The organism is Corallococcus sp. CA041A (genome assembly GCF_003612075.1).
GTDB classification, from domain to species: Bacteria; Myxococcota; Myxococcia; order Myxococcales; family Myxococcaceae; genus Corallococcus; species Corallococcus exiguus.
The window spans coordinates 1-19,525 of sequence record NZ_RAWF01000190.1 but is presented as its reverse complement, the minus strand read 5'-3'; the positions used below and the strand labels follow the sequence as shown (position 1 = coordinate 19,525).

At 66.5% G+C, this 19,525-nt stretch carries 16 protein-coding genes and 1 tRNA gene; 13 read left to right on the top strand and 4 right to left on the bottom strand.

Features of this window, described 5'->3' with window-relative positions; translation table 11 throughout:
• The first annotated feature begins 207 nt into the window (after positions 1-207).
• Together D7V77_RS28755 and D7V77_RS28750 are read left to right on the top strand one after the other, a co-directional pair.
• Positions 208-1,338, top strand: coding sequence for a hypothetical protein (locus D7V77_RS28755; protein ID WP_233597299.1), 1,131 nt, complete (start codon positions 208-210; stop codon positions 1,336-1,338).
• On the top strand, positions 1,335-2,669 hold the full coding sequence (locus tag D7V77_RS28750) for a hypothetical protein (RefSeq protein WP_120579497.1): 1,335 nt from the start codon (positions 1,335-1,337) through the stop codon (positions 2,667-2,669). Before D7V77_RS28755 ends, D7V77_RS28750 begins: the two co-directional genes overlap by 4 nt.
• A 158-nt stretch (positions 2,670-2,827) precedes the next feature.
• Here the strand turns inward: D7V77_RS28750 and D7V77_RS28745 are convergent, their stop codons facing one another.
• Positions 2,828-3,676 (bottom strand): hypothetical protein, encoded by an 849-nt coding sequence (locus tag D7V77_RS28745; RefSeq protein WP_147452189.1) that lies wholly within the window; start codon positions 3,674-3,676, stop codon positions 2,828-2,830.
• A 309-nt stretch (positions 3,677-3,985) separates the two neighbouring features.
• On the opposite strand from D7V77_RS28745, the gene D7V77_RS28740 reads away from it, so the two are divergent.
• The 5 genes from D7V77_RS28740 to D7V77_RS28720 all read left to right on the top strand — a co-directional run bounded on the left by D7V77_RS28740 (position 3,986) and on the right by D7V77_RS28720 (position 10,571).
• Positions 3,986-5,185 carry a DUF4352 domain-containing protein gene (locus tag D7V77_RS28740; protein WP_120579495.1) on the top strand — a complete coding sequence of 400 codons (1,200 nt, stop codon included), beginning with the start codon at positions 3,986-3,988 and terminating at the stop codon, positions 5,183-5,185.
• Positions 5,186-5,301: 116 nt separating this feature from the next.
• On the top strand, positions 5,302-6,030 hold the full coding sequence (locus D7V77_RS28735; RefSeq protein WP_120579494.1) for a hypothetical protein: 729 nt from the start codon (positions 5,302-5,304) through the stop codon (positions 6,028-6,030).
• Between the two features lie 835 nt (positions 6,031-6,865).
• On the top strand, positions 6,866-8,110 hold the full coding sequence (locus tag D7V77_RS28730) for an ABC-three component system protein (protein WP_120579493.1): 1,245 nt from the start codon (positions 6,866-6,868) through the stop codon (positions 8,108-8,110).
• Complete coding sequence (locus tag D7V77_RS28725; RefSeq protein WP_120579492.1) at positions 8,107-8,604, top strand: three component ABC system middle component; 498 nt, start codon at positions 8,107-8,109, stop codon at positions 8,602-8,604. The genes D7V77_RS28730 and D7V77_RS28725 overlap by 4 nt, the downstream gene beginning before the upstream one ends.
• Positions 8,601-10,571, top strand: a complete 1,971-nt coding sequence (locus tag D7V77_RS28720; protein ID WP_120579491.1) for a DUF3732 domain-containing protein — start codon at positions 8,601-8,603, stop codon at positions 10,569-10,571. Before D7V77_RS28725 ends, D7V77_RS28720 begins: the two co-directional genes overlap by 4 nt.
• Before the next feature lie 586 nt (positions 10,572-11,157).
• Here D7V77_RS28720 and D7V77_RS28715 read toward each other — a convergent pair.
• Positions 11,158-11,230: transfer RNA gene (locus D7V77_RS28715), tRNA-Asn, on the bottom strand.
• Positions 11,231-11,371: 141 nt separating this feature from the next.
• On the opposite strand from D7V77_RS28715, the gene D7V77_RS28710 reads away from it, so the two are divergent.
• The 6 genes from D7V77_RS28710 (at position 11,372) to D7V77_RS28685 (ending at position 17,667) form a co-directional block, all read left to right on the top strand.
• Positions 11,372-12,565: an RsmB/NOP family class I SAM-dependent RNA methyltransferase gene (locus D7V77_RS28710; protein ID WP_199733907.1), complete on the top strand. Its 1,194-nt coding sequence runs from the start codon at positions 11,372-11,374 to the stop codon at positions 12,563-12,565.
• Positions 12,566-12,679: 114 nt separating this feature from the next.
• A complete protein-coding gene (locus D7V77_RS28705; RefSeq protein WP_120579489.1) occupies positions 12,680-13,594 on the top strand; it encodes an LD-carboxypeptidase in 915 nt (304 codons plus the stop codon).
• Positions 13,591-14,754, top strand: a complete 1,164-nt coding sequence (locus tag D7V77_RS28700; protein WP_120579488.1) for a serine hydrolase — start codon at positions 13,591-13,593, stop codon at positions 14,752-14,754. The genes D7V77_RS28705 and D7V77_RS28700 overlap by 4 nt, the downstream gene beginning before the upstream one ends.
• Positions 14,755-14,766: 12 nt before the next feature.
• Positions 14,767-16,236 carry a UDP-N-acetylmuramate:L-alanyl-gamma-D-glutamyl-meso-diaminopimelate ligase gene (mpl, locus tag D7V77_RS28695; RefSeq protein WP_120579487.1) on the top strand — a complete coding sequence of 490 codons (1,470 nt, stop codon included), beginning with the start codon at positions 14,767-14,769 and terminating at the stop codon, positions 16,234-16,236.
• Positions 16,237-16,239: 3 nt separating this feature from the next.
• On the top strand, positions 16,240-16,818 hold the full coding sequence (locus D7V77_RS28690) for a TlpA disulfide reductase family protein (RefSeq protein WP_120579486.1): 579 nt from the start codon (positions 16,240-16,242) through the stop codon (positions 16,816-16,818).
• Between the two features lie 24 nt (positions 16,819-16,842).
• Positions 16,843-17,667 carry an inositol monophosphatase family protein gene (locus tag D7V77_RS28685; RefSeq protein ID WP_120579485.1) on the top strand — a complete coding sequence of 275 codons (825 nt, stop codon included), beginning with the start codon at positions 16,843-16,845 and terminating at the stop codon, positions 17,665-17,667.
• Here the strand turns inward: D7V77_RS28685 and D7V77_RS28680 are convergent.
• Both D7V77_RS28680 and D7V77_RS28675 read right to left on the bottom strand, forming a co-directional pair.
• Positions 17,664-18,278 carry a polysaccharide biosynthesis/export family protein gene (locus tag D7V77_RS28680; protein WP_120579484.1) on the bottom strand — a complete coding sequence of 205 codons (615 nt, stop codon included), beginning with the start codon at positions 18,276-18,278 and terminating at the stop codon, positions 17,664-17,666. The genes D7V77_RS28685 and D7V77_RS28680 overlap by 4 nt on opposite strands.
• Positions 18,279-18,292: 14 nt before the next feature.
• Complete coding sequence (locus D7V77_RS28675) at positions 18,293-19,522, bottom strand: hypothetical protein (protein WP_233597300.1); 1,230 nt, start codon at positions 19,520-19,522, stop codon at positions 18,293-18,295.
• Between the last annotated feature and the right edge of the window lie 3 nt (positions 19,523-19,525).

The window sequence follows — 19,525 nt, the reverse complement described above, 5'->3', positions numbered from 1 at the left end:
GCACGTCGCCGCTGCCATCCGCTGGGTAGTGCGCCTTTCTCCCCAGGACGCCCTCCGCAAGGCGGGCTGCCTCGCCGAGGGCTTCTGGCTGCGCGATTTGTTAGAGAACTTCTGGCGACCTACTTAGGCTTCTACCACCTGGCGGCGGGGACGGCGCAGGGCGGGGCTTCCCTTGCCAAGGGTGAGTACGAGGAGGCCACGCGCCAGTTGGCGCCCGCGGCCCTCATGGTGGGCCTGTATGCGGGAGGGAAGGGGGCGCGCGCGCTTCGTGAAGCTGGCGTCTCCCGGCTGGAGCGCGCTCGCCTCCAGGCGGTGGTGTCCAGCGTGGAGTCGCTGAAGGCGGTGCTGGAGAGGTTGGAGACGCGAATAGGAGAGAGCGCCGTGGGGGAGTTGGCGCGCTATTTCCAGCAGGACCGGGACGCAGCCATTCTGGTGGCGGAGTGGGGCGAGGCGGGCGCGCTAGCGTTGCACGAGGCGCGAGGCAACGTCGCGCAGGCACAGGCCACATTGGCCGTACGGTACCGAGAGCCCCCGAGTGCTGCGTCCGCCGGCGGGGGCTCCGGGAGAAGGGACGGTACGCGGCCCTCCGTGCCTCCCGAGGCGGCAGGGCTCCCGGCTGAGGTAGCGGAGGCGAAGTTCAAGCAGTTGGAGGCGGAGTTCCCTGGAGAGCGCCTGTCGATGAACGCGGTGGAGCTGACGAGGCACCGCCAGGACTTGCAGAAGGCGGCTCCCGCCGAGGTCAAGGTGGAGCCACTCTGGGACGACTACGTGGCGTACCTGGAGACGAGGGCCGCGGAAATCAAGCAGGGGATTGCGGAGAAGGGCCCCCTGAAGTGGGCGGGCTACCGGCTCGTGCGCGACAGGTACGCACGGGGCTTGGCCTTCGAGAGGATGATGGTCGCTCTCCTGGAGGCGGACGCGGTCCTGCCCCGGGCGCAGCGGCGGTGGCTTAAGGACTTCGACCAGCCGCGCATCGAGACGCACGTGGGGGTGGCGAAGGCGGACCTTCGCTTCGCGGATGTGCTCGTCATCGAAGAGGGGCGAGCGGCCGGCCCGACGCCTCGTGTGGAGACGTTCAGCTTCAAGAGTCGGGATCTCAAGCTGCTGGATAATGATGCGCTCGTCGCACAAATGACTACGGATGCGAGGAATGCGCTGAGGTATTACGGGGGGAAGCTGGAGGTGCTGCGGAAAGGGATACGACAGAGCGCCCAGGTCCAAAGGGTCCGGCTCGTATATGAGGGCGGAGGGCTCAAGCCTAAGAAGGCAGAGACGTTGGAGGCAGCTATGGGCGAAGCACAGGACAAGGTCAGCGGGGTGGAGGTAGTGGTCCAATGAAAGTGCTGGATGCTCACGACCCAAGTGTCGACGACAACTTCCTGTTTTCGTTCGAAGGCGCCTTCGACCAGATGGCCGAGGTCGAGTGTGAGGTTGCTCCCTTTCTTCAGGCTCTCGTTGCCTTCGCTGGCAAGTGGATGCCGGACGTTGTTCGAGGAACGCGCAGGCGCAAATTCTCCCGCGAAAATGTTTGGGAATCTCTGAAGGAGCGCCGCGACGAGAACAGCACGTCCATTGGGCTCTTTCGTGCGCGCTCGCCTGAGTTGGATATGTCGCTCAGTCTTCGGTTTCCGCCGCTCGCTCCGAAGCTACGAATTTGGATCGATGTGAAGCCTCTCTCGCTCTTTTCTGAGGCAGAGGAGTGCAGGCTGTTCATCGAAATGGTCCGGGCATGGGCTATCCGCTACCCGACGCCGTATGCTTCGGCCCACAGCATGGCTGACCGTGAGCTGGCGGGCTTCCCTCATTTCGGCCGCGAAGCTGAGGTTTCTCGGAGGGATGGATTCGACAAGGTCTACGAGGTGTGTTGGCTGAACGTCTTCGGCCCCAAGCTCGTAGAGAGGGTAGGCCGAGAGCGGATGCTCTCGACGCCAGCGCATCTCGTGGAGGAGCTTCCCAACGGCTCCGTCCTCCTGGTGCTAAGTCCGACTGCTGCGGACTTCGCGAGCGACGAGGCGCGTGTGGCCCAGGCCCGCGCGCACGTCCACCTGCGGCCGGACCTCGACTTGGACACGGTGCTGCGCACGCTGAAAGAGCGCAGCGCTGCCCTCGTACCCGTCGAGCCGCGCTTCCACCCCGACGTGGCGCCGCTCCTCTCGCGGCTGCCGGACGAGTTCGCCATCAGCGAGCGGCAACGGAAGATTGCCGAGCTCAACGCCTTCCGGCCTCCTGAGCCTGAAGAGTGGCTGCCGGTCGCCCTTCCATCGGACGTGACGAATCCGGAGCGCGTCCTCAAGTCCTACGGCGACTTGTCCGAAGGACTCGTGGCGGCACTGCACACCAAGGTGCCCTCCATCATGGACGAGACGGCCGAGTCTCTCACGGACCTCGACTTCTTCTTCTGGAGGGAGAACTTCCCGGAGCGGTACACGCGTGAGCTCATCGACAGTCACACAGCTCCGGCGCTCGGGGCCTATCTGGGGGACGTGCTGGTGCGGCGACTGGGTGGAACGTGGGTGCTGCGCGAGAAGATGGAGGAGTCGCAGGTGCGGGTGGGCAAGCGCGTCTGGCTGCCCTTCCTCCGTGCCCGCCGGTACATGCAGTCGCGCCAGTCGCTGCTGGACTACTCGCTCACCCAGTTCGTCCATGAGGTGGAGCGGTATCGGCCCTGACTGTGGGATGCCCGAGCTTGGCTGCGGCGGATGGGAGGAGCCAACCGTCGCCACCGTGGTCATCGTATCAATCGCCTTCATGTGATTCCCTTGAGGGCGAGCCGATGACCTATTCCATGGAAGCTGCGTACGTACTTTTGTTCGAGCGGAAGCTATCTCTATGTCGAATCCTCGGATTCCGAATCCTCCCTCCCTCCCTGGATAAGCGCAAAAAAGATCGATTGCCACTCGCTGGTCCGCTCCCATCCCGTGCGGAAGCTATTGAATTCTTCGGGCGACGCGAGAGCCGCATCTGGGCTGAGGGCCTTCGCGAATTGGTACGCGGCCCAGAGGACGCGCCGCGCGTGCTCGTACATCTCCCAAAAGCAAGCATCGCTGCTAAACGGATCAATGCCTGAAGCATCGTCGGTGATCCCGACGCTCGCCAGCGGGTGCGGTCGCGGGGTTACGTGAATCATTTGGCTGTGGGCCTTGTAGTCAACAGCCTCAGATACGTCCTGCACCTCCTTCCCGAGCCTATCGGCATGCCGCTGGCGAAGCACCCGAGGGTCGAACTTCTTGCGGCGCGTCTTCTCGCTCCATGTGAGCCACTCTTCGACGTGCGAGGGGGAGGCTGCGAAGTCGCGCAGCAAGAATTCAATCTCCATGACTCCGCGCATCGAATCGTGGACGACCGAGTGCATACCGGATAGCGAGGCCTCAAGTCCGACGGCGAAGTAGGCTGTGGTCCGTGCGATGAGGAAGGACGCCTTCTCTAATCGCGTGTCGCCGCGATACGTGGCCTCGTAAGACGCGAGTTGCCCCAGCAGTTCTTCGAGGCCACGAAGGCGTACGCCTTCAACCAAGCGGGAGAGGCGTCGCGTACGGTTCTCCTGTGCCTTTGAGAGTACCTTTGAGCAGAAGGGGTGCGTTTCCTGCAATGCGGAGAGCTGGTCAGGATACGGCAGTGGAGACTCATCGAGCTTTGTGCTGGGCTCTGGCTTTGGAGGCGTCTCGCTATCGGTCATGTGTGCGAGTATATGGCGTTCTCAGCAGAGCCTGTGTAGGGCGTCGAGTAACTGCCGGTCGCCCAAGACTCACCCCGGGGTGGTATGGACCAGGAGGCTCGGTGGTGCCTTCGAACGCGCCGCACTCCTTCGGGCCCGTCGGTACACGCAGTCGCGCGCCCCGCTCTTGACGGACTTGCTCACCCAGCTCTTCGAGAAGGCGGAGCGGTGCCGGCGCCGAGCTGAAGCTGCCGCTCTTCGTGTGCCAGATGGCGTCGGCTGGCGTGCAGTTCGCCGTGCGGTCGGTGGGCTCTGGAGTATGGTGCCGCCATGAACAGAGCCAGCCAGTCAGTGTCCCGACTTCTGCCCCTGCATTCTGGTGCTCTTGCCGCCGCGTTCGTCGCCATGACGGCCGCGACGTCGGCTTGTAAGAGTGAATCCAAGGGCGAGAGTGCAGCCCCTTCACCTCAAGCCCCCGCTGTCACGGCGCGACGCAATGAAGCTCCAGAGGTGCCTGTGCTGCCGCCCGAGCCTGCGCCGCCTTTGGCCGACAAGGCGGCCGAGGTGCCCGAGCTGGAGGCGAAGCTCGCCGTCGACACTGCGTATCAAGCTGTCTGGACTGGGCCGCGAGCCGACTTGAACCTGTTTCTCACGTTCGTGTCGGAGTTGCTGACAGAGGGGGGCGCACCTGTCGACCTCGGTCGGATGCTTCAGGAGAAGAACCTCAAGGACGCAGGAATTAAGCTGCTCCTTGTCTACGCGCGTGTGGGGCATCTCCCCGCAGACTTCACGAAGAACTTTGACGCGCACCTTGCCGCTGTGAGAGGCGAGCCCAACCAGGGACTCTGGGCGCCGTATGCGAAGGGGGCAGTTCCGCATGACTTCACTGCACTTGCTGCCTTGCTGCACCGGGAGAATCCCGAATACCTGCGCGCGCGGATTGGTGCGAAGGCGAAGGGGCCGACTACATGGAGAGTGCCTGGCGGAGGTGGGACGCCGCCGGATCGGCCGTACTTGTCCTACGAGAAAGACTGCTACGAGCGTCTGGCATTGCTGACTCAGCTTGCACCCGCGGAGCAGTCGCGGCTCGACCTGCTCCGACAAACTCGCGTCGGAGACCGCTTCGTACTGGGCGACTTCGCGTACATCATCAGCGGGGCACAGGCGCGCACGTCTGTCGGGAACCAACTCGTCAAGGAAGAGGCGTCCGAAGGGGCGTTGTTTGTCGTCGTGTCCTACGTCATCGAAAACCTCGGCAACGCGCCGGCCACCGTTGTGAGCGATGACTTTCTTCTTGTCGATGCGAAGGGGCGCCAGTTCAAGCCCTCTTCCCATGCGAACACCGCCCTCGCCATGAGTGGGAGCCGAAAGGACCTCCTGCTGTCGGAGCTGAACCCTGGTGTGAAGCGCACGGTGAAGACGGCCTTCGAAATGCCGGAAGCCGCAATTGGTGCAGGTCTCAAGCTGGTAGTCCCCGAGAAGGGGTTGATGGGTTCGAAGAAGGTCGAGATTGCCATCGAGCTTGAGTGAGAGCTGTCCGTTCCTCCCAACCGGGAGAGGCTCAGTGGCCTCGGAGACGAGGCGCAACGCATCCTCGTGAGAAGAGGGCGCCGGAGCGCTCTCCCCTTTGCAGGTGGAGAAGAGAAATGGAGCCGCTCGTCGAATTGAAGCACTTGACCCAAGAGCTCTGGCCGACCCAGTACCCTCACCTTCCGTTCGTCTGGAACCGGGATTTAGAGCCCTACGTTGCTAATCCATCTCTTCTCTCCCGCATCCGCTGGATCATCTGCGCTGACAATCCAGGGCCGAAGGAGAAGAAGGCAGGCCGTTTCCTCGCTCCGAATAGCCTCTCGGGCGGCGACGCGCGCAAGGTGATCGCCAAGGCTGGCCTCGACTGGCAGGAGCATGTAATCGTCCTGTGTAAGTCGGTCATCCACACGAAGGCGACAAGCCTCCTGAAGAAACTCCCGCCCGAGGCGGTACGGGCTACGGAGGAGGCTATGAGCAAGGTACTCCTCGGCTTGCTCGCGAGGACGGAGTCGAAGCTTTGGATCGTCGGGCTCGGTGGTTGTAACACTACGGAGACAGGCTGGCCCAAGAAGCGGCCTGGGGAGGATTGCTACCCTCCCAAGTTCATCACTCCGTACTTCTTCGCCGCCCTGCGGGATGAGGGCGCCCTCTTCAAGGAACGGATCTTCATCTCCAAGCACTTCTCGCACGCGGGCTTCGCGACCGAGATGAAGCAATTCCCGGCCGAGCGGAGCCTTGAAGAGCGGCTGGCGGCGCTGCAGCATGCCACGCGACTCTTTGACCAGGAGCAACACACCGAGGAGCCCACGTCGGTAGGTGGCATCGCCGATTCCACGCCCGAGTAGCAGCCTGCGAAGGATTGAGCCTGCCGAAGCAGGATTTTAGGCGCAAGAGGCTGGCGGCGTCAGTGACAACACTGCCCCAAGTACCCACGTCCACAGCGGAAGCCAGTCAATGCTCCTACAGCGGCCTTCCGCTCGTGTTGCGCCACGGCTGTCCCTGGAGTGCCATGGAACGGCATAGTGGATCGCAGAGGGGGTTCGTAGCGGGGGCGGCCAAGCGGATTGCGGTCGAGGTTGAAAGGGGCGGCATTCCGGTCGCTCAGGAAGGGGCAGGAAGAAAGGCGGCCCGCTGGTGGGGTGATTTCTTACCTGGCAGGGTCCCTGCGAGCATCCTCGTGCGTCCTCGAGCACCAGCATGCGAGCGCTGGAGCTTCAGAACGCGGTCTTGGTGCTTGAAGTCGCCGATGACTTCGCGCCGATGGCCAAACGCATTCTCTTGGGAGGCCCACGCCGGCACGTGGGCTGAGCAGCGGGCGGCGTGGGCGAAGCCGGCGACTTAGAGTGCTGCTCGGCGGACGACTCCGACATCGTTTGGTGTTTCGCCCGCTGCTCTACGACTCTCTCCATCTCGGGTCGGCTCCATCCGCGTGCGCCAATCTGCTCGTATGTGCAGAATCGGACCATGCCGGGGGGATACTGCCTGATGGCGACTTCCGAATCTTGGAGCCCTGTCGAAGACGTGGTCCCGCATCTTGGAGTCGCGCGAGACTCCACTGGAAGTTCAAGCTTTCTGAGGCTGGCGCTTGGGTGCACGCGGCTGGCGCACTTGACGATGAACCCGCGGCAGCGCATCGATTAAAAGCGATTGCGATGAGTCGGTTGACGAGGAGGGGCTGACATGGCGAGCAACACGTTCTCTGCTGCCGATTCAGCGCTCGGGTATCTCTACCAAATTCGTGTCGCGCTCCTCTGGTCGTTGTCACGCATCAAGAAAGATGTCGAATTCGTTGTGTCGCTCGAGACGCTCGACGACGTCACCTTCGACTCGAAGGGAGGCAGTCCCGAGGAGCTTCTGCAGACGAAGCACCACCGCACTCGCGAGGCGTCGCTCTCGGACATGAGCGGCGACTTGTGGAAGTCGCTTCGCGTCTGGTTTGAGGGACACGCGAAGGGGCAGATCCCGACGGGGACCAACCTCTATCTGCTCACGACCGCTGGCGCACCGGCAGGCAGCGCGGCATCGTTCCTTCGCCGCGAAGGCCGTGATGTTGCGCGGGCACAACGGCTCCTTGAGACGGTGCCATCTAGCTCGGACAGCCAGGCAAACGCACCTGCGTACTCGGCATTCCTTGCCGTGTCGCCCGCTTCGCGCCGCGCGATCCTCGAGAGGGTTGTTGTGCTCGACCGAGCGCCAGGCGTCCTCACAATCGACGAAGACCTCAAAGCCGAGGTCTTCTGGACGGCTGAGCCGAAGCACCACGACGCGTTCTTGCAGCGCCTAGAGGGGTGGTGGCTTCGCCGTGTCATCAAGCAGCTCTCCGCGAGTCCACAGCCTGCCGGAATCCTCAGCGCCGAGATCGAAGCGGAGATGTCGGAGCTCCGCGAGCAGTTCAAGCAAGACAACCTCCCAATCGACGACGATCTTCTTGAGTTTGCCCTCGACGACGCGACGTACGCCGCACACGCCGACTATCAGTTCGTCCACCAGCTCAAACTCATCACTGTCAGCAAGAATCGTGTCGGAGCCGCTATCCGTGACTTCTACCGAGCGTACAGACAGCGCTCTCGTTGGCTTCGTGAAGAACTGCTGCTCGTTGGCGATCTGTCCCGGTATGAGCGGAAGCTTGTCGAGGAGTGGGAACTCGCTTTCGAAGCGGCGAAGGATGAAATCGAAGCGACCGCCGCCGAGGCAGCGAAGTGCAAGGCGGCGAAGTCCGTCCTCAAGTGGGCCGAGCAGGTTGCAATTCCAATTCGCCCGGGAGTCACAGAGCCATTCGTGGTTCGAGGGTCGTTCCACATGCTTGCGGACGAGAAGCCGCCACGTGTCGGGTGGCATCCCGACTTCCACGATCGGCTCGCCGAACTCCTGAACCCGGGCAGCAGTGTCCTCCCGAAGGGTGTGACCGGAGGCGGCACTGAATGATTCCCTGGCGCGAACGCTCGATAGAAGAACGGAACCTGCTCAACCCCGGGTTCTGCGCGACGCTGCTGTGGCACGCCGCTCTGGGGTATGCGTCGGAGCGGAGCACGCCGATGGCGATCGAGCTGTCGTTCCTCGTGCTGCCGTTCGTGCTTCATCGTGAGACAAGAGAAAGCTTGCCCGCCAACATCAGGACGTCGCTTCCAACTTGGCTTGCGGAGCATCCGATCATCCGAACGCGCCTGGGAGAAAGGGCCGCAACGCTGCGCTCCTTCACGAGGGAGGCGCTGGTTTTCGGCGGCTCGCACGGCCTGCTCTCGCTGGCGCAGGACGGTGTTCGCGCGAACGTGGAGATGAGGAGGCGGGTGAACGCTGCGCTCAAGTCGACTAGCGATGAAGTTCGCGAATGCGCCAAGCGCGCTGAGTTTCTCGGGAGATGGCTTGAGAAGGCTGGCGGCACCGAAACAGTGCTGGTGCTGCTGGGGGTTCGTCCATGAGCGTGCAGATCCTCGACATTGTTCTCTACAGCCACGACGGCAAGCGCCGCGTGCTCCCCCTGAAGGTCGGCAAGGTCAACATCATCACGGGGGCGTCGCAGACAGGAAAGTCCGCGCTCAGCGACCTTATCGACTACTGCTTCGGTAGTGGCGATTGCCATGTGGCCCACGGCCCCCTTCGTCTGTGCGTGGCATGGTACGGGCTCCGACTCCAGCTTGCGTCTGGGCAGGCCTTCGTCGCACGCCGTTGCCCGCCACCAAGAGCCCAAACCAGCGACGAGTTCTTCATCGCGACGGGCCGTACCGTGGAACTGCCGGACGCCAAGGACCTGCGGCAGACGACCAACCTGAAAGGCGCTACGACGACCCTGACCTCGTGGGTTGGTATTCGCGACAACGCCCACGAGCCGCCTCCCGGTCAGAAGCGCCCGGCGCTCTCGGCGACCGTTCGGCATGCGTTGGCGTTGTGCCTCCAGCAGCAGGACGAGATCACGAGCAAGAAGTATCTCTTCCACGGGGCGAACGACCACTGGTTCGCGCAGGCGTTGAAGGACTCGCTCCCGTACTTCCTCGGTGCGGTCGATGACGACCATGTACGGAGGCAAGGCGAACTTCGCCGGCTTCGTGAACAGCTTCGTGCTGTCGAGCGGCGGCTCGCGGAGATTGCGTCCTTGCGAGGTGATGGCGCGACGAAGGCAGACGCGCTGCTCGCACAAGCTCGCGATGCTGGACTCACCCAGGAGGTGACATCGACTAGGGAGGGCGCGGTGTCCGCGCTGCGCGCCGTGCTCAAGACTCCGCTCGCGAGCGTCGACGTCAAGCTTCCCGATGGTTCGGAATTCTCGAGGCTCTCGACCGAGCGCGCGGAACTGCTGCAGACCCAGCGTCGCATCCGTGCCGACATTGATGCAGCACGCGCCTTCTCCAAGGACGAGAAGGGATTTTCCCACGAAGCGGAGGAGCAGAAGGCGCGACTCGCAACCATTGGCATTTTCGAGGGAAGCGAGCCGGGGCACACGTGCCCGCTCTGCGCGCAGGACCTTCCGAAGGAACACGCCCCGCCGCAGATAGCTGCGTTACGGGGGGCACTGACCGACGTGGCGAGCCGGACGGAGTCGGTCGCGCGCATCGAGCCTCACATCGAGAACGCCATAAGGGAGCTTGAGGGGCGCCTTCAACAGGTGCAGCAGTCCCTCACGAGGAATCGCACGCAGATGGAGGCGGTCCGCACGGCCAACGCCGCTCTGTCCGAAGCGAATGCGGACTCGGCGCGGAAGGCTCACGTCCTTGGGAGGATCAGCCTGTATCTTGAGAGCATGCCCGATGTGCCCGATACGAAGGAACTCGAAGGGCAGGCCGAATCGCTCCGCGCCCAATGCAAGCGGATGGAGGAGGAGTTGAGCGACGAGCGTGTTCAGGAACAGCTTGTTTCGATTACGTCACGGCTCTCGGAGAAACTGACGGAGTGGGCGCGGACTCTTGGCTTGGAGCACTCGGCATCTCCGATGCGCCTCGATATGAAGAAGCTCACGCTGGTCGCCGACACGCTCGACGGCGCGGTACCGATGAGCCACATCGGCAGCGCCGAGAACGGCGTCGGCTTTCACCTCATCGCGCATCTGGCCCTGCATCAGTGGTTCGTGCAGCGGTCGCGTCCGGTCCCGCACTTCATCTTCTTCGACCAGCCATCGCAGGTTTACTTCCCGGCCGACAAGGACGTCGACGGTTCGATGGGCCACGTGCCCGATGACGATCGGCACCGTGTGCTGCAGATGTTCCGACTGATCTTCGACGCGGTCGAGGCCGTCGCACCGGGCCTGCAGGTGATTCTCATTGAGCACGCCGACCTGAACGAGGACTGGTATCGCGATGCCATCGTGGAGCGGTGGCGCGGCGGGAAGAAGCTCGTGCCCGACGACTGGACGCGCGAAGGCGAGGGGCAACCGGCCGCAAGCGGTCGGTCCTGAGCAAGCAGGACTCGCAATCCGTTTGGCCGACCCGAATGCGGTCCGTTGACCCTGTCCCTGTCATGTGGGGAAGGGCAGAGAGACGGGGCAGAAGGCTGTGCTGAGGACTCGGCCAAGAGCTTCTGAGATCCGTCTCGGAGAGTCTGCGCCGCGCGACGAAATCACGAGTACCCAGTAAAGACTGGGGCGTTTCGCTCTCTCGATTAACAGGTACGAGGGGGGCACGTTGGCTTCAAAAGACTCTGGGTCGCCCTGGAGACAGGGAAACGGAGCAACTCTGGAAGGTACGACATCGAAAGCCAGGGATTGTCAGAATCGGGTGCCCGCGGCGGTTAACAAAACTGTTAACCGCTCTCGGCCTCTCTCTCCCCAAAACGGGTGAAAGAGCGGTCCAGAGAGCCCAATCGGTGGCGGAGGAGGGGGGGCGTCTCGCTCTGCGGGGTAAAGGGCCAAGAGCGCCCTCTTCATCGCCGCGAGCCAGAATCCCTTGTGATTCAGGGGCTTAAGCACGAAGGCCCCGCGATGTTCATCGCGAGGCCCGTGTAAAACAAAAGGGCCCTACCGGTTGGTAGGGCCCTTCGTTCAGCTCCCCGACGTGGACTCGAACCACGGACATGGTGATTAACAGTCACCCGCTCTACCAGCTGAGCTATCGGGGAATATGTCCCGTCGCGGCTGTGCGTTGCCGTGACGGATGCGACTTCTAGAGAACCGAGCCTGCCCTGTCAACTGTCCTGTTCGATCCGATCTCCCGGCTTTCTTCGCAGCCCTGGTCAGCCCTCCAGGGACTGAGCGCCGTCGTGTCCGAGGCGCTTGCTCGCGTCCTCTCGGGCGACCCCGCCGAGCGCGTCCTCGACCGAACCCTGCGCTCCCACCGCGACCTGTCCCGTGAGGGGCGCCAGGCGCTGAAGGAGGCCGTCTTCAACGTGGGGCTCTGGCGCCGCCGCCTGGGGTTCCTCCTGGACTCGGCGGATCCGTCGCCCTCCCAGCTTCTCTTCGCGCTCCTGCATGGCCTCGTGGGCGTTCCTGCTTCGGACGCCGCGTCGTGGGCGGGGCTGGCGGCTCCGGTTCCCCTGCGGACCGGAACGCCCCCGTCGTTGGCGCTCCGGGCTTCGCTGCCGGACTGGCTCTCGGACCACTTCGTCCGTGAGCTGGGGACGGAGGCGGAGGACTTCTGCGCCCACCTCAACGTCCCGGGCCCCATCACGCTCCGGGTGAATCCGGCCCGCATCTCTCGTGAGGCGCTGGCCGCGCGCCTGGGCTCCGAGGGCGTCTCCACCCGCCCTGGCTCCTGGAGCCCGCTGGCCCTGCATGTCGACGGTCCCAGGCCGAACCTCTACGCCCTGCCTTCCCTCCGTGAAGGCCTGTTCGAGGTCCAGGACGAGGGCAGCCAGCTCCTGGGGCTCCTCGTGGAAGCCCGTCCCGGGGAGACCGTGCTGGACCTTTGCGCTGGGGCAGGGGGCAAGACGCTCCAACTGGGCGCGGCCATGAAGGACTCCGGCCGGCTGCTTGCCTATGACCCGGATGCGGAACGGTTGGACCGGCTCCAGCAGCGTGCCTCCCGGGCCGGGCTCACCCGCGTCCAGGTGCTCCGGACGCCTCCGTCACCAGGCCTCAACGCCGACCGTGTCCTCGCGGATGCGCCTTGTTCCGAGCTGGGCTCGCTCCGCCGGGGCCCGGACCTCCGCTTCCGGCTCACCCCGGACTCGCTCTCCCGCTACACAGCCATCCAGCGCGACATCCTGACCCGCGCCGCGGACGTGGTGCGCCCCGGTGGCCGGGTCGTCTACGCGACCTGCACCGTCAACCGCTTGGAGAACCAGGACGTGGTCGCGGACTTCCTCCGCTCCCGACCGGACTTCCGGGCCGTCACTCCAGGCGCTGGCTGGCTTCCGGACGCATGCCTCCAGGACGGGTTCCTCCTGGTCACCCCGCACCGGCACGGCACGGATGGGTTCTTCGCGGCGGTGCTCGAACGTAGCACGGTGGGGTAGGGCGGCCAGCGGGCGGACGAGCGCTCCACGGGGCCTCGTTCCTCCGTCCTGCGGTACTCAACGCTTCGGGCCCCAGGCTCCCTGAAACACCCTTTCCCCCTCGCACCGGGTGCTATGAAGCGCTGCGTGCGTTGGCTCAAGCCCCTTCCGCTCCGTCCCCGCGACACGGTGCAAGTCGTCGCCCCCGCGGGCCCCTTCGAACAGGCTCCCTTCGAGGCCGGCCTGCGCATCCTCTCCGAGCGCTACTCCCCGGTGGTCCGGCCCGATATCGGCGCCTCGCACCGCTACCTCGCCGGGGATGACGCCCGCCGCCAGGAGGAGCTGTCACACGCGTTCCTCGACCGCGCCTCCCGCGCCATCTTCTGCGCCCGGGGTGGCTATGGCAGCGCTCGCCTGTTGCCGGAGTTGCCCATCGACAAGGCCGGCCCGGTCGCCTTCACCGGCTTCTCCGACCTGACGTCCATTCACTGCGCGCTCCAGGCCCTGCACCGCGTCTCCATCCACGCGCCCGTGCTCACGCAGCTGGGCCGCCAGTCCACCCAGGTCCACGACTACTTCTTCCGCCTGCTCGAATCCGCGGAGGCCCCGCCGCCCCTCAACGGCAACGCCACCTACGTTTCCGGCACAGCCGAGGGCACCCTCGTGGGCGGCAACCTGTCTGTCTTCTCCCGGCTCCTGGGCACTCCGTACATGCCTCCGCTCGACGGCGCCGTGCTCCTCCTTGAGGACGTCACCGAGCGCCCCTACCGCATCGACCGCATGTGGACCCATCTGCGGCTCGCCGGTGTCTTCTCCCGTGTGCGCGGCATCGTCCTGGGTGACTTCACAGCCTGCGAGGAGAAGGACGCGAACTACTCCAGCGCGGACGTGCTCCGTGAGCTGGCGCGCGACGCGAAGCTGCCCTGCGCCGCGGGCTTCCCCATCGGCCATGGCGCCATCAACTACCCCGTGGCCCTGGGCACGCACGTGCGCCTGGACGCGGACGCCGCGCGCCTCACCTTCCTCGAAGGCGCGGTGAGCCCCGGATGAGCCAGCACCCCATCGCCAACCTCCAGGCCGTGCTCGATGACGGCGTGGAGCTGGGCATCTTCCCCTCCGCCCAGGCCGTGGTGCTCCACAAGGGCGTGCAGGTCTTCGGCGGCGTCGCTGGCAACGTGAAGGGCGACACGCGCTTCGACCTCGCGTCCCTCACCAAGGCCCTCTCCACCACCGCGCTCTTCCTGCGCCTGTGGACCGAGGGCAAGGTGGGCCCGGACACGCTCGTGTCCCGCTACTTCCCCGGCTCACCCGCGGGCGACGCGGGCGTCACCGTCGCGGACCTGCTCTACCACCGCTCCGGTCTGCCCGCCTTCGTCCCGTTCTTCGCGGACGCCCTCAAGGCCCACCCGGAGCTGCTCGACGCCGGCTGCCCTTCCTCCGTCCGCGCGCAGGTCCACGCGGACGTCCTCCATGCCGCCGCCGCCACGCCGCTCGACGCGCCCGTGCGCACGAAGTCCGTGTACAGCGACGTGGGCTTCATCCTCCTGGGCGACATCCTCGCCCGCGCCGGTGGCGCCCCGCTGGACGTGCTCTTCCATCGCCACGTCGCGGAGCCGCTGGAACTGAAGGCCCGCTTCCACCGCCTCAGCGATTTCCCCTCCGACGGCGCCACCGCGCCCACCGGCGCCATGCGCCCGCGCGAGCCCGCTCCCGGCCAGGAGTCGCTGTGGAAGGACGTGCCATCGCAGCCGTCCCGCCCCGCCGAGGTGGATGACGACAACGCCTGGGTGCTGGACGGCGTCGCGGGACACGCGGGCCTCTTCGGCACCGCAGTGGACGTGGCTCGCTTCGGACAGGCCGTGCTGGAGGGCGCCGCGGGCACGCATGCAGCGATTGCTCCAGGGCCCTTGTGGCACCGCGCGCTCGCCACCGACCCCAAGGTGGAGGGCAGCACCCGCTCCATGGGCTTCGACTCTCCGTCGAAGGGCCATTCCAGCGCGGGCCGATTCATTGGCGACACGCCTCCGGGCGCGGTGGGCCACCTGGGCTTCACCGGCACCAGCCTCTGGGTGGACCTGAGGCGGTCGCTCGTCGTCGCGCTCATCACCAACCGCGTGGCCCAGGGCCGTCAGGACCTGCGCATCCGCGACTTCCGCCCCGCCTTCCACGAGCTCGTCGTGGAGGCGCTCGACCTTCACGTCCTCCCCTGAGGAAACCGCAGCATGGCTGACGACAACGGCAACGTCCTCGACACACTCGACCCGCGGTCCGTGCGCCGCATCCACCTGGTGGGCGTGGCCGGCACGGGCATGGGCTCCTTCGCCGGCATGCTCAAGGCCGCCGGCTACGACGTCACCGGCAGCGACGAGAACGTCTACCCGCCCATGAGCGACATGCTCCGCACGTGGGGCATCCCCGCCAGCAGCCCGTACTCGCCCGCCAACCTGGACGCGGCGAAGCCGGACCTGGTCATCATCGGCAACGTCATCCGCCGGGTGAATCTGGAGGCCACCGCCGTGCGCGAGCGGGGCCTCAAGCAGATGTCCTTCCCCGCGGCGCTGGGCTCGCTCTTCCTGGACCGCTCGCACTCCGTCGTCGTCGCCGGCACGCATGGCAAGACGACGACGTCCTCGCTCATGGCCCACGTGCTGGTGGCCTCGGGCAAGGACCCCAGCTTCCTCGTGGGCGGCGTCACCCAGAACTACTCGGGCAACTACCGCGTGGGGAAGGGCCCGCACTTCGTCGTCGAAGGCGACGAGTACGACACCGCCTACTGGGACAAGGGCTCCAAGTTCCTCCACTACCGCCCGCGCACCGCCATCGTCACCAGCGTGGAGTTCGACCACGCGGACATCTTCCGCGACCTGCCCCACTACGAGGCCACGTTCCAGAAGTTCGTGCGCCTGGTGCCGAAGGACGGCCACCTGGTCGTCTGCGCCGCGTATCCGAACGCCGTGCGCATCGCGCGTGAAGGCATCGCGCCCGTCAGCACCTACGTGGCGAAGGAAGGCGCGGACGCGGACTACACGCCCAAGAACCTCTCCTTCGGTCCCGAGGGCGCCCGCTTCAACATCGTGGAGAAGGGCCAGGACCTGGGCACCGTGACGCTGCCGATGTCCGGCGCGCACAACGTGGAGAACGCGCTCGCGGTCATCGCCGCCGCGCGCGGCCTGGGCCTCACCTTCGCTGAAATCCAGCAGGGCCTGTCCACCTTCCAGGGCGTGAAGCGCCGGCAGGAGGTGCGCGCGGAGGTGGACGGCGTGCTCGTGGTGGATGACTTCGCGCACCACCCCACCGCCGTGCGCGAAACCATCGCCGCCATCCACCACCGCTACCCGGACCGGCGCCTGTGGGCCATCTTCGAGCCGCGCTCCAACACCAGCCGCCGCAACATCCACCAAGAGGACTACGCGCACGCCTTCCCCGGCGCCACGCGCGCCAGCCTCAAGGTGCCCGAGCGCCACGACAAGGTGCCCGAGGGCGAGGAGCTCAACGTCCCCAAGCTCATCGAAGCGCTCAAGGGCCAGGGCATCGCCGCGGACGGCGCCACCGACGTGCAGACGCTGGTGGACCGCGTCGCTTCCGAGGCGAAGTCCGGTGACGTGCTGCTCGTCATGAGCAACGGCGCCTTCGGAGGCTTCATCGACAAGTTGCTCACCGCCCTGAAGTCCCGGGCGGGGAAGGGGACCTGAGCCATGCGCCGTCCATTCCTCCTCTCGCTGGGTGCCCTGGCGTTCGCCCTGGGTTGCTCCGCGGCGCCCACGCCGTTGCCCGCGCTCACGGACCGCACCGGTGATGGGACGCGTTCCAGCAGCTCCGCCCTGGAGTCGAACCGGGGCTCGGGCCAGCCGCTCGTCTTCCAGGTGAAGCGCTACCCGGACAACAGCCCGTACGACTTGAAGAGCGACCGCGGGCAGGTCGTCCTCCTGGACGTGTGGGCCACGTGGTGCGAGCCCTGCAAGGACGCGCTGCCCATGTACGCGCAGCTCCAGAAGGAGTACGGCTCGCGCGGCTTCAAGGCCTACGCCCTCAACGTGGACGAGGACGTGCGCGCCATTCCTCCCTTCCTGGAGGAGGCGAAGGTGGAGCTGCCCATCCTCCTGGACGCCAACGCGCTGGTGTCCGAGCGCCTGCTGAAGGTGCGGCTGATGCCCACCACCTTCCTCATTGATCGCAAGGGCGTCGTCCGCCACGTGCACGAGGGCTTCGCCGAGGAGTTCCTCCAGAAGTTCCAGACGGAAATCGAGCAGCTGCTCGCCGAGCCCGCCTCCTAGAGCGCACCCGAGGGAAACGCAGCCATGGCCCACGAACCGGAAACGCCCGCCGCGCTGCGCCGCACCGCGGAGGAGGGCGCCCGCATGGCCGGACGCATCCTCCGCGAGCGCTTCCCGCAGCACCGCACCATCGAGTTCAAGGGCGGCATCGACCTCGTGACGGACGCGGACCGCGCCTCCGAGGACGCGCTGCTGGACTTCCTGCGGCAGCGTTACCCGCGCCACGCCATCCTCGCGGAGGAGAGCGGCGCCACGCAGGGCAGCGACACGTTCCGCTGGGTGGTGGATCCGCTGGACGGCACCACCAACTACTCGCACCAGGTGCCGCACTTCTGCGTCAGCGTGGCGGTGGAGGGCCCGGAGGGCACCGTGGCGGGCGCCGTCTACGACCCCATGCGCGACGAGCTCTTCTCCGCCGCGAAGGGGGAGGGCGCCACGCTCAACGGCGTGCCCCTGAAGGCCAGCCCCACGGCCACGCTGGAGCGGGCGCTCCTGTGCACGGGCTTCCCCTACGACGTGCGCGAGCGCCCGGACCTGCCCGTGGGCCTCTTCTCCCAGCTCATCCTCCTGGCGCAGGGCATGCGCCGCACCGGCAGCGCCGCGCTGGACCTGGCGTACGTCGCGGCCGGCCGCTTCGACGGCTACTTCGAGTTCGGCCTCAAGCCCTGGGACATCGCCGCGGGCGGCCTGCTGGTGGCGGAGGCCGGCGGCGTCATCGTGCACATCGACGGGCGGCCCTTCGACGTGCTCAAGGGCGATGTGCTGGCGAGCGGCGCGAACCTGGCGCCCCAGCTCATGACCCAGGCGAAGCGCTTCCTGGATGAAATCGGCTGGACGTCGCGCGACTAGAAGAAGCTCTCCGGCACGAAGACGATGTCGCCGGCCTGGAGCAGGAAGTTGCGCTCGCGGCCCACGCCAATGTCCTCCACGGGCACGCGAATCTTGCGCTCCTGCCCGTCCACCACGCGCGTGACGAGCGTGTTGTTCTTCGCCGCCAGCTTGGTGAAGCCACCGGCCAGCGTAATCGCCTGGATGATGGACACCTCGCCGGTGACGGGGAAGGTGCCGGGCTTCTGCACTTCCCCGAAGACGAAGATCTTCTGCGAGTTGTACTCCCGCACCAGCACGGACACCTGCGGGCGGCGCAGGTAGCGCGCCAGGCAGTCTCGCAGCGCGTCCGCCGCGGCGCTGGCGGTGAGGCCGGACAGCGACACCTTGCCGCACAGCGGATAGTCGATGGTGCCTTCCGGCGACACGCGCCAGGTGCCGGAGTGCTCGGGCTCCTGGAATACGCGCACCTCCACCACGTCACCGGGCCCCAGGTTGCCGCCAGACGTCGCCGCGGCCTCCGCGGACGATGCGGGCGTGGGCGGAGGGGGCGGCGGGCGCGTGTCCGCGTGACACGCGGACAGCACCGCGAGGAGGACCGGCAGGATGAAGCAGAGCCGCGAGGAACGCATGGGCGCGGAAGGCCTCAGTAGGAGACGGACACCCGCGCGTAGCCTTCGTGGCGGGTGTAGTTGAGGCCAGCGGCGCCCAGCGACGACGAGCGGGTGCCCAGCATGTAGCCCACCGCGCCCACCAGCCACGGGCGGATTTGATACTCGGGCCCCAGGTCCAGCGTCACCAGCGTGTCGCCGCGGCCGCCCGCGAAGGAGAGGAAGTCCAGCGCGCCCGTGGCGTGCAGCGCGAGCCGGCTGCCCATCACGGTGCGTCCTTCCGCGTAGACGCGGTCGTCGCGGAAGGTGCCGTAGGCGGCCACCGGTTGGAAGGCGCGCAGGTAGCCGCCCTTCACGGTGAGCGACGGGCCCACGAGGTACGTGCCCTCCACCTGGCCCACCACGGTGCCGCCGCCGCCCGAGCCCAGGTTCTGGCTCCAGCCGGCCTTCGCCGTCAGGGTAATCCGCGGGGAGATCAGACCGGACACGCCCGCCATGGCGTGCAGGATGGCCGCGCTGGGCGTGGTCGTGTCGTTGAAGTAGCCCCGGTACTGCAGGCCCGTGTCCACCACCACCGCCGTCTTGGGCAGGAAGCGCCAGCGGCCCTCCGCGCCCAGCCGCAGGTTGCCGTAGTTGAACTGGCTGGCGGCGAGCGGATCACACGCGGCGTCGGTGCAACCGATGGGCGTCATGCCGCCCAGGGGCTCGAAGAACTCCATCGCGTACGCCAGCGCGGGGGTGACTTCCAACGCGCCGCCGCCGGGCTTCCACTGCGCCTTCACGCGCGCCTCGTTGAAGAGGCTGAGGATGCCCGCGCCCAGCGCCGCCGTGCGCGTGCGGTCCGAGCGCGTCAGCTCGTCGCCGACCTCGATGGACAGCTCGCTCTCCTGGTTGAACCGCAGCGCCAGGTCCGCCGCGCCCTCCAGGTGAGACGCCGCGCCGGAGCCCGCCGTGAGCAGGCCCGTGTAGGCCACGTAGTCCAGGTTGCCGCGCAGCGCGATGGCCAGCTTGGGGGACGGCACGTCCAGCATCAGCCCGGGGCGCACGTGCAGCGCCAGCTCTCCGGACAGGTCCGGGGACAGGGGGCCGGTGCCCGCTTCGCGGAAGTAGCCCACGCCGCTGTCCAGCCGCGTCTCCAGCTCCGGGTAGAGCTTCAGGGGCAGGGCGTTGTTGCCCAGCATGCTGGAGCCCGCGAGCACCAGGGCGCCCACCGCGGCCGCGAGCCACATCTTCTCCCGCGTGGCCACCGCGCGCACCACCGCCATGGC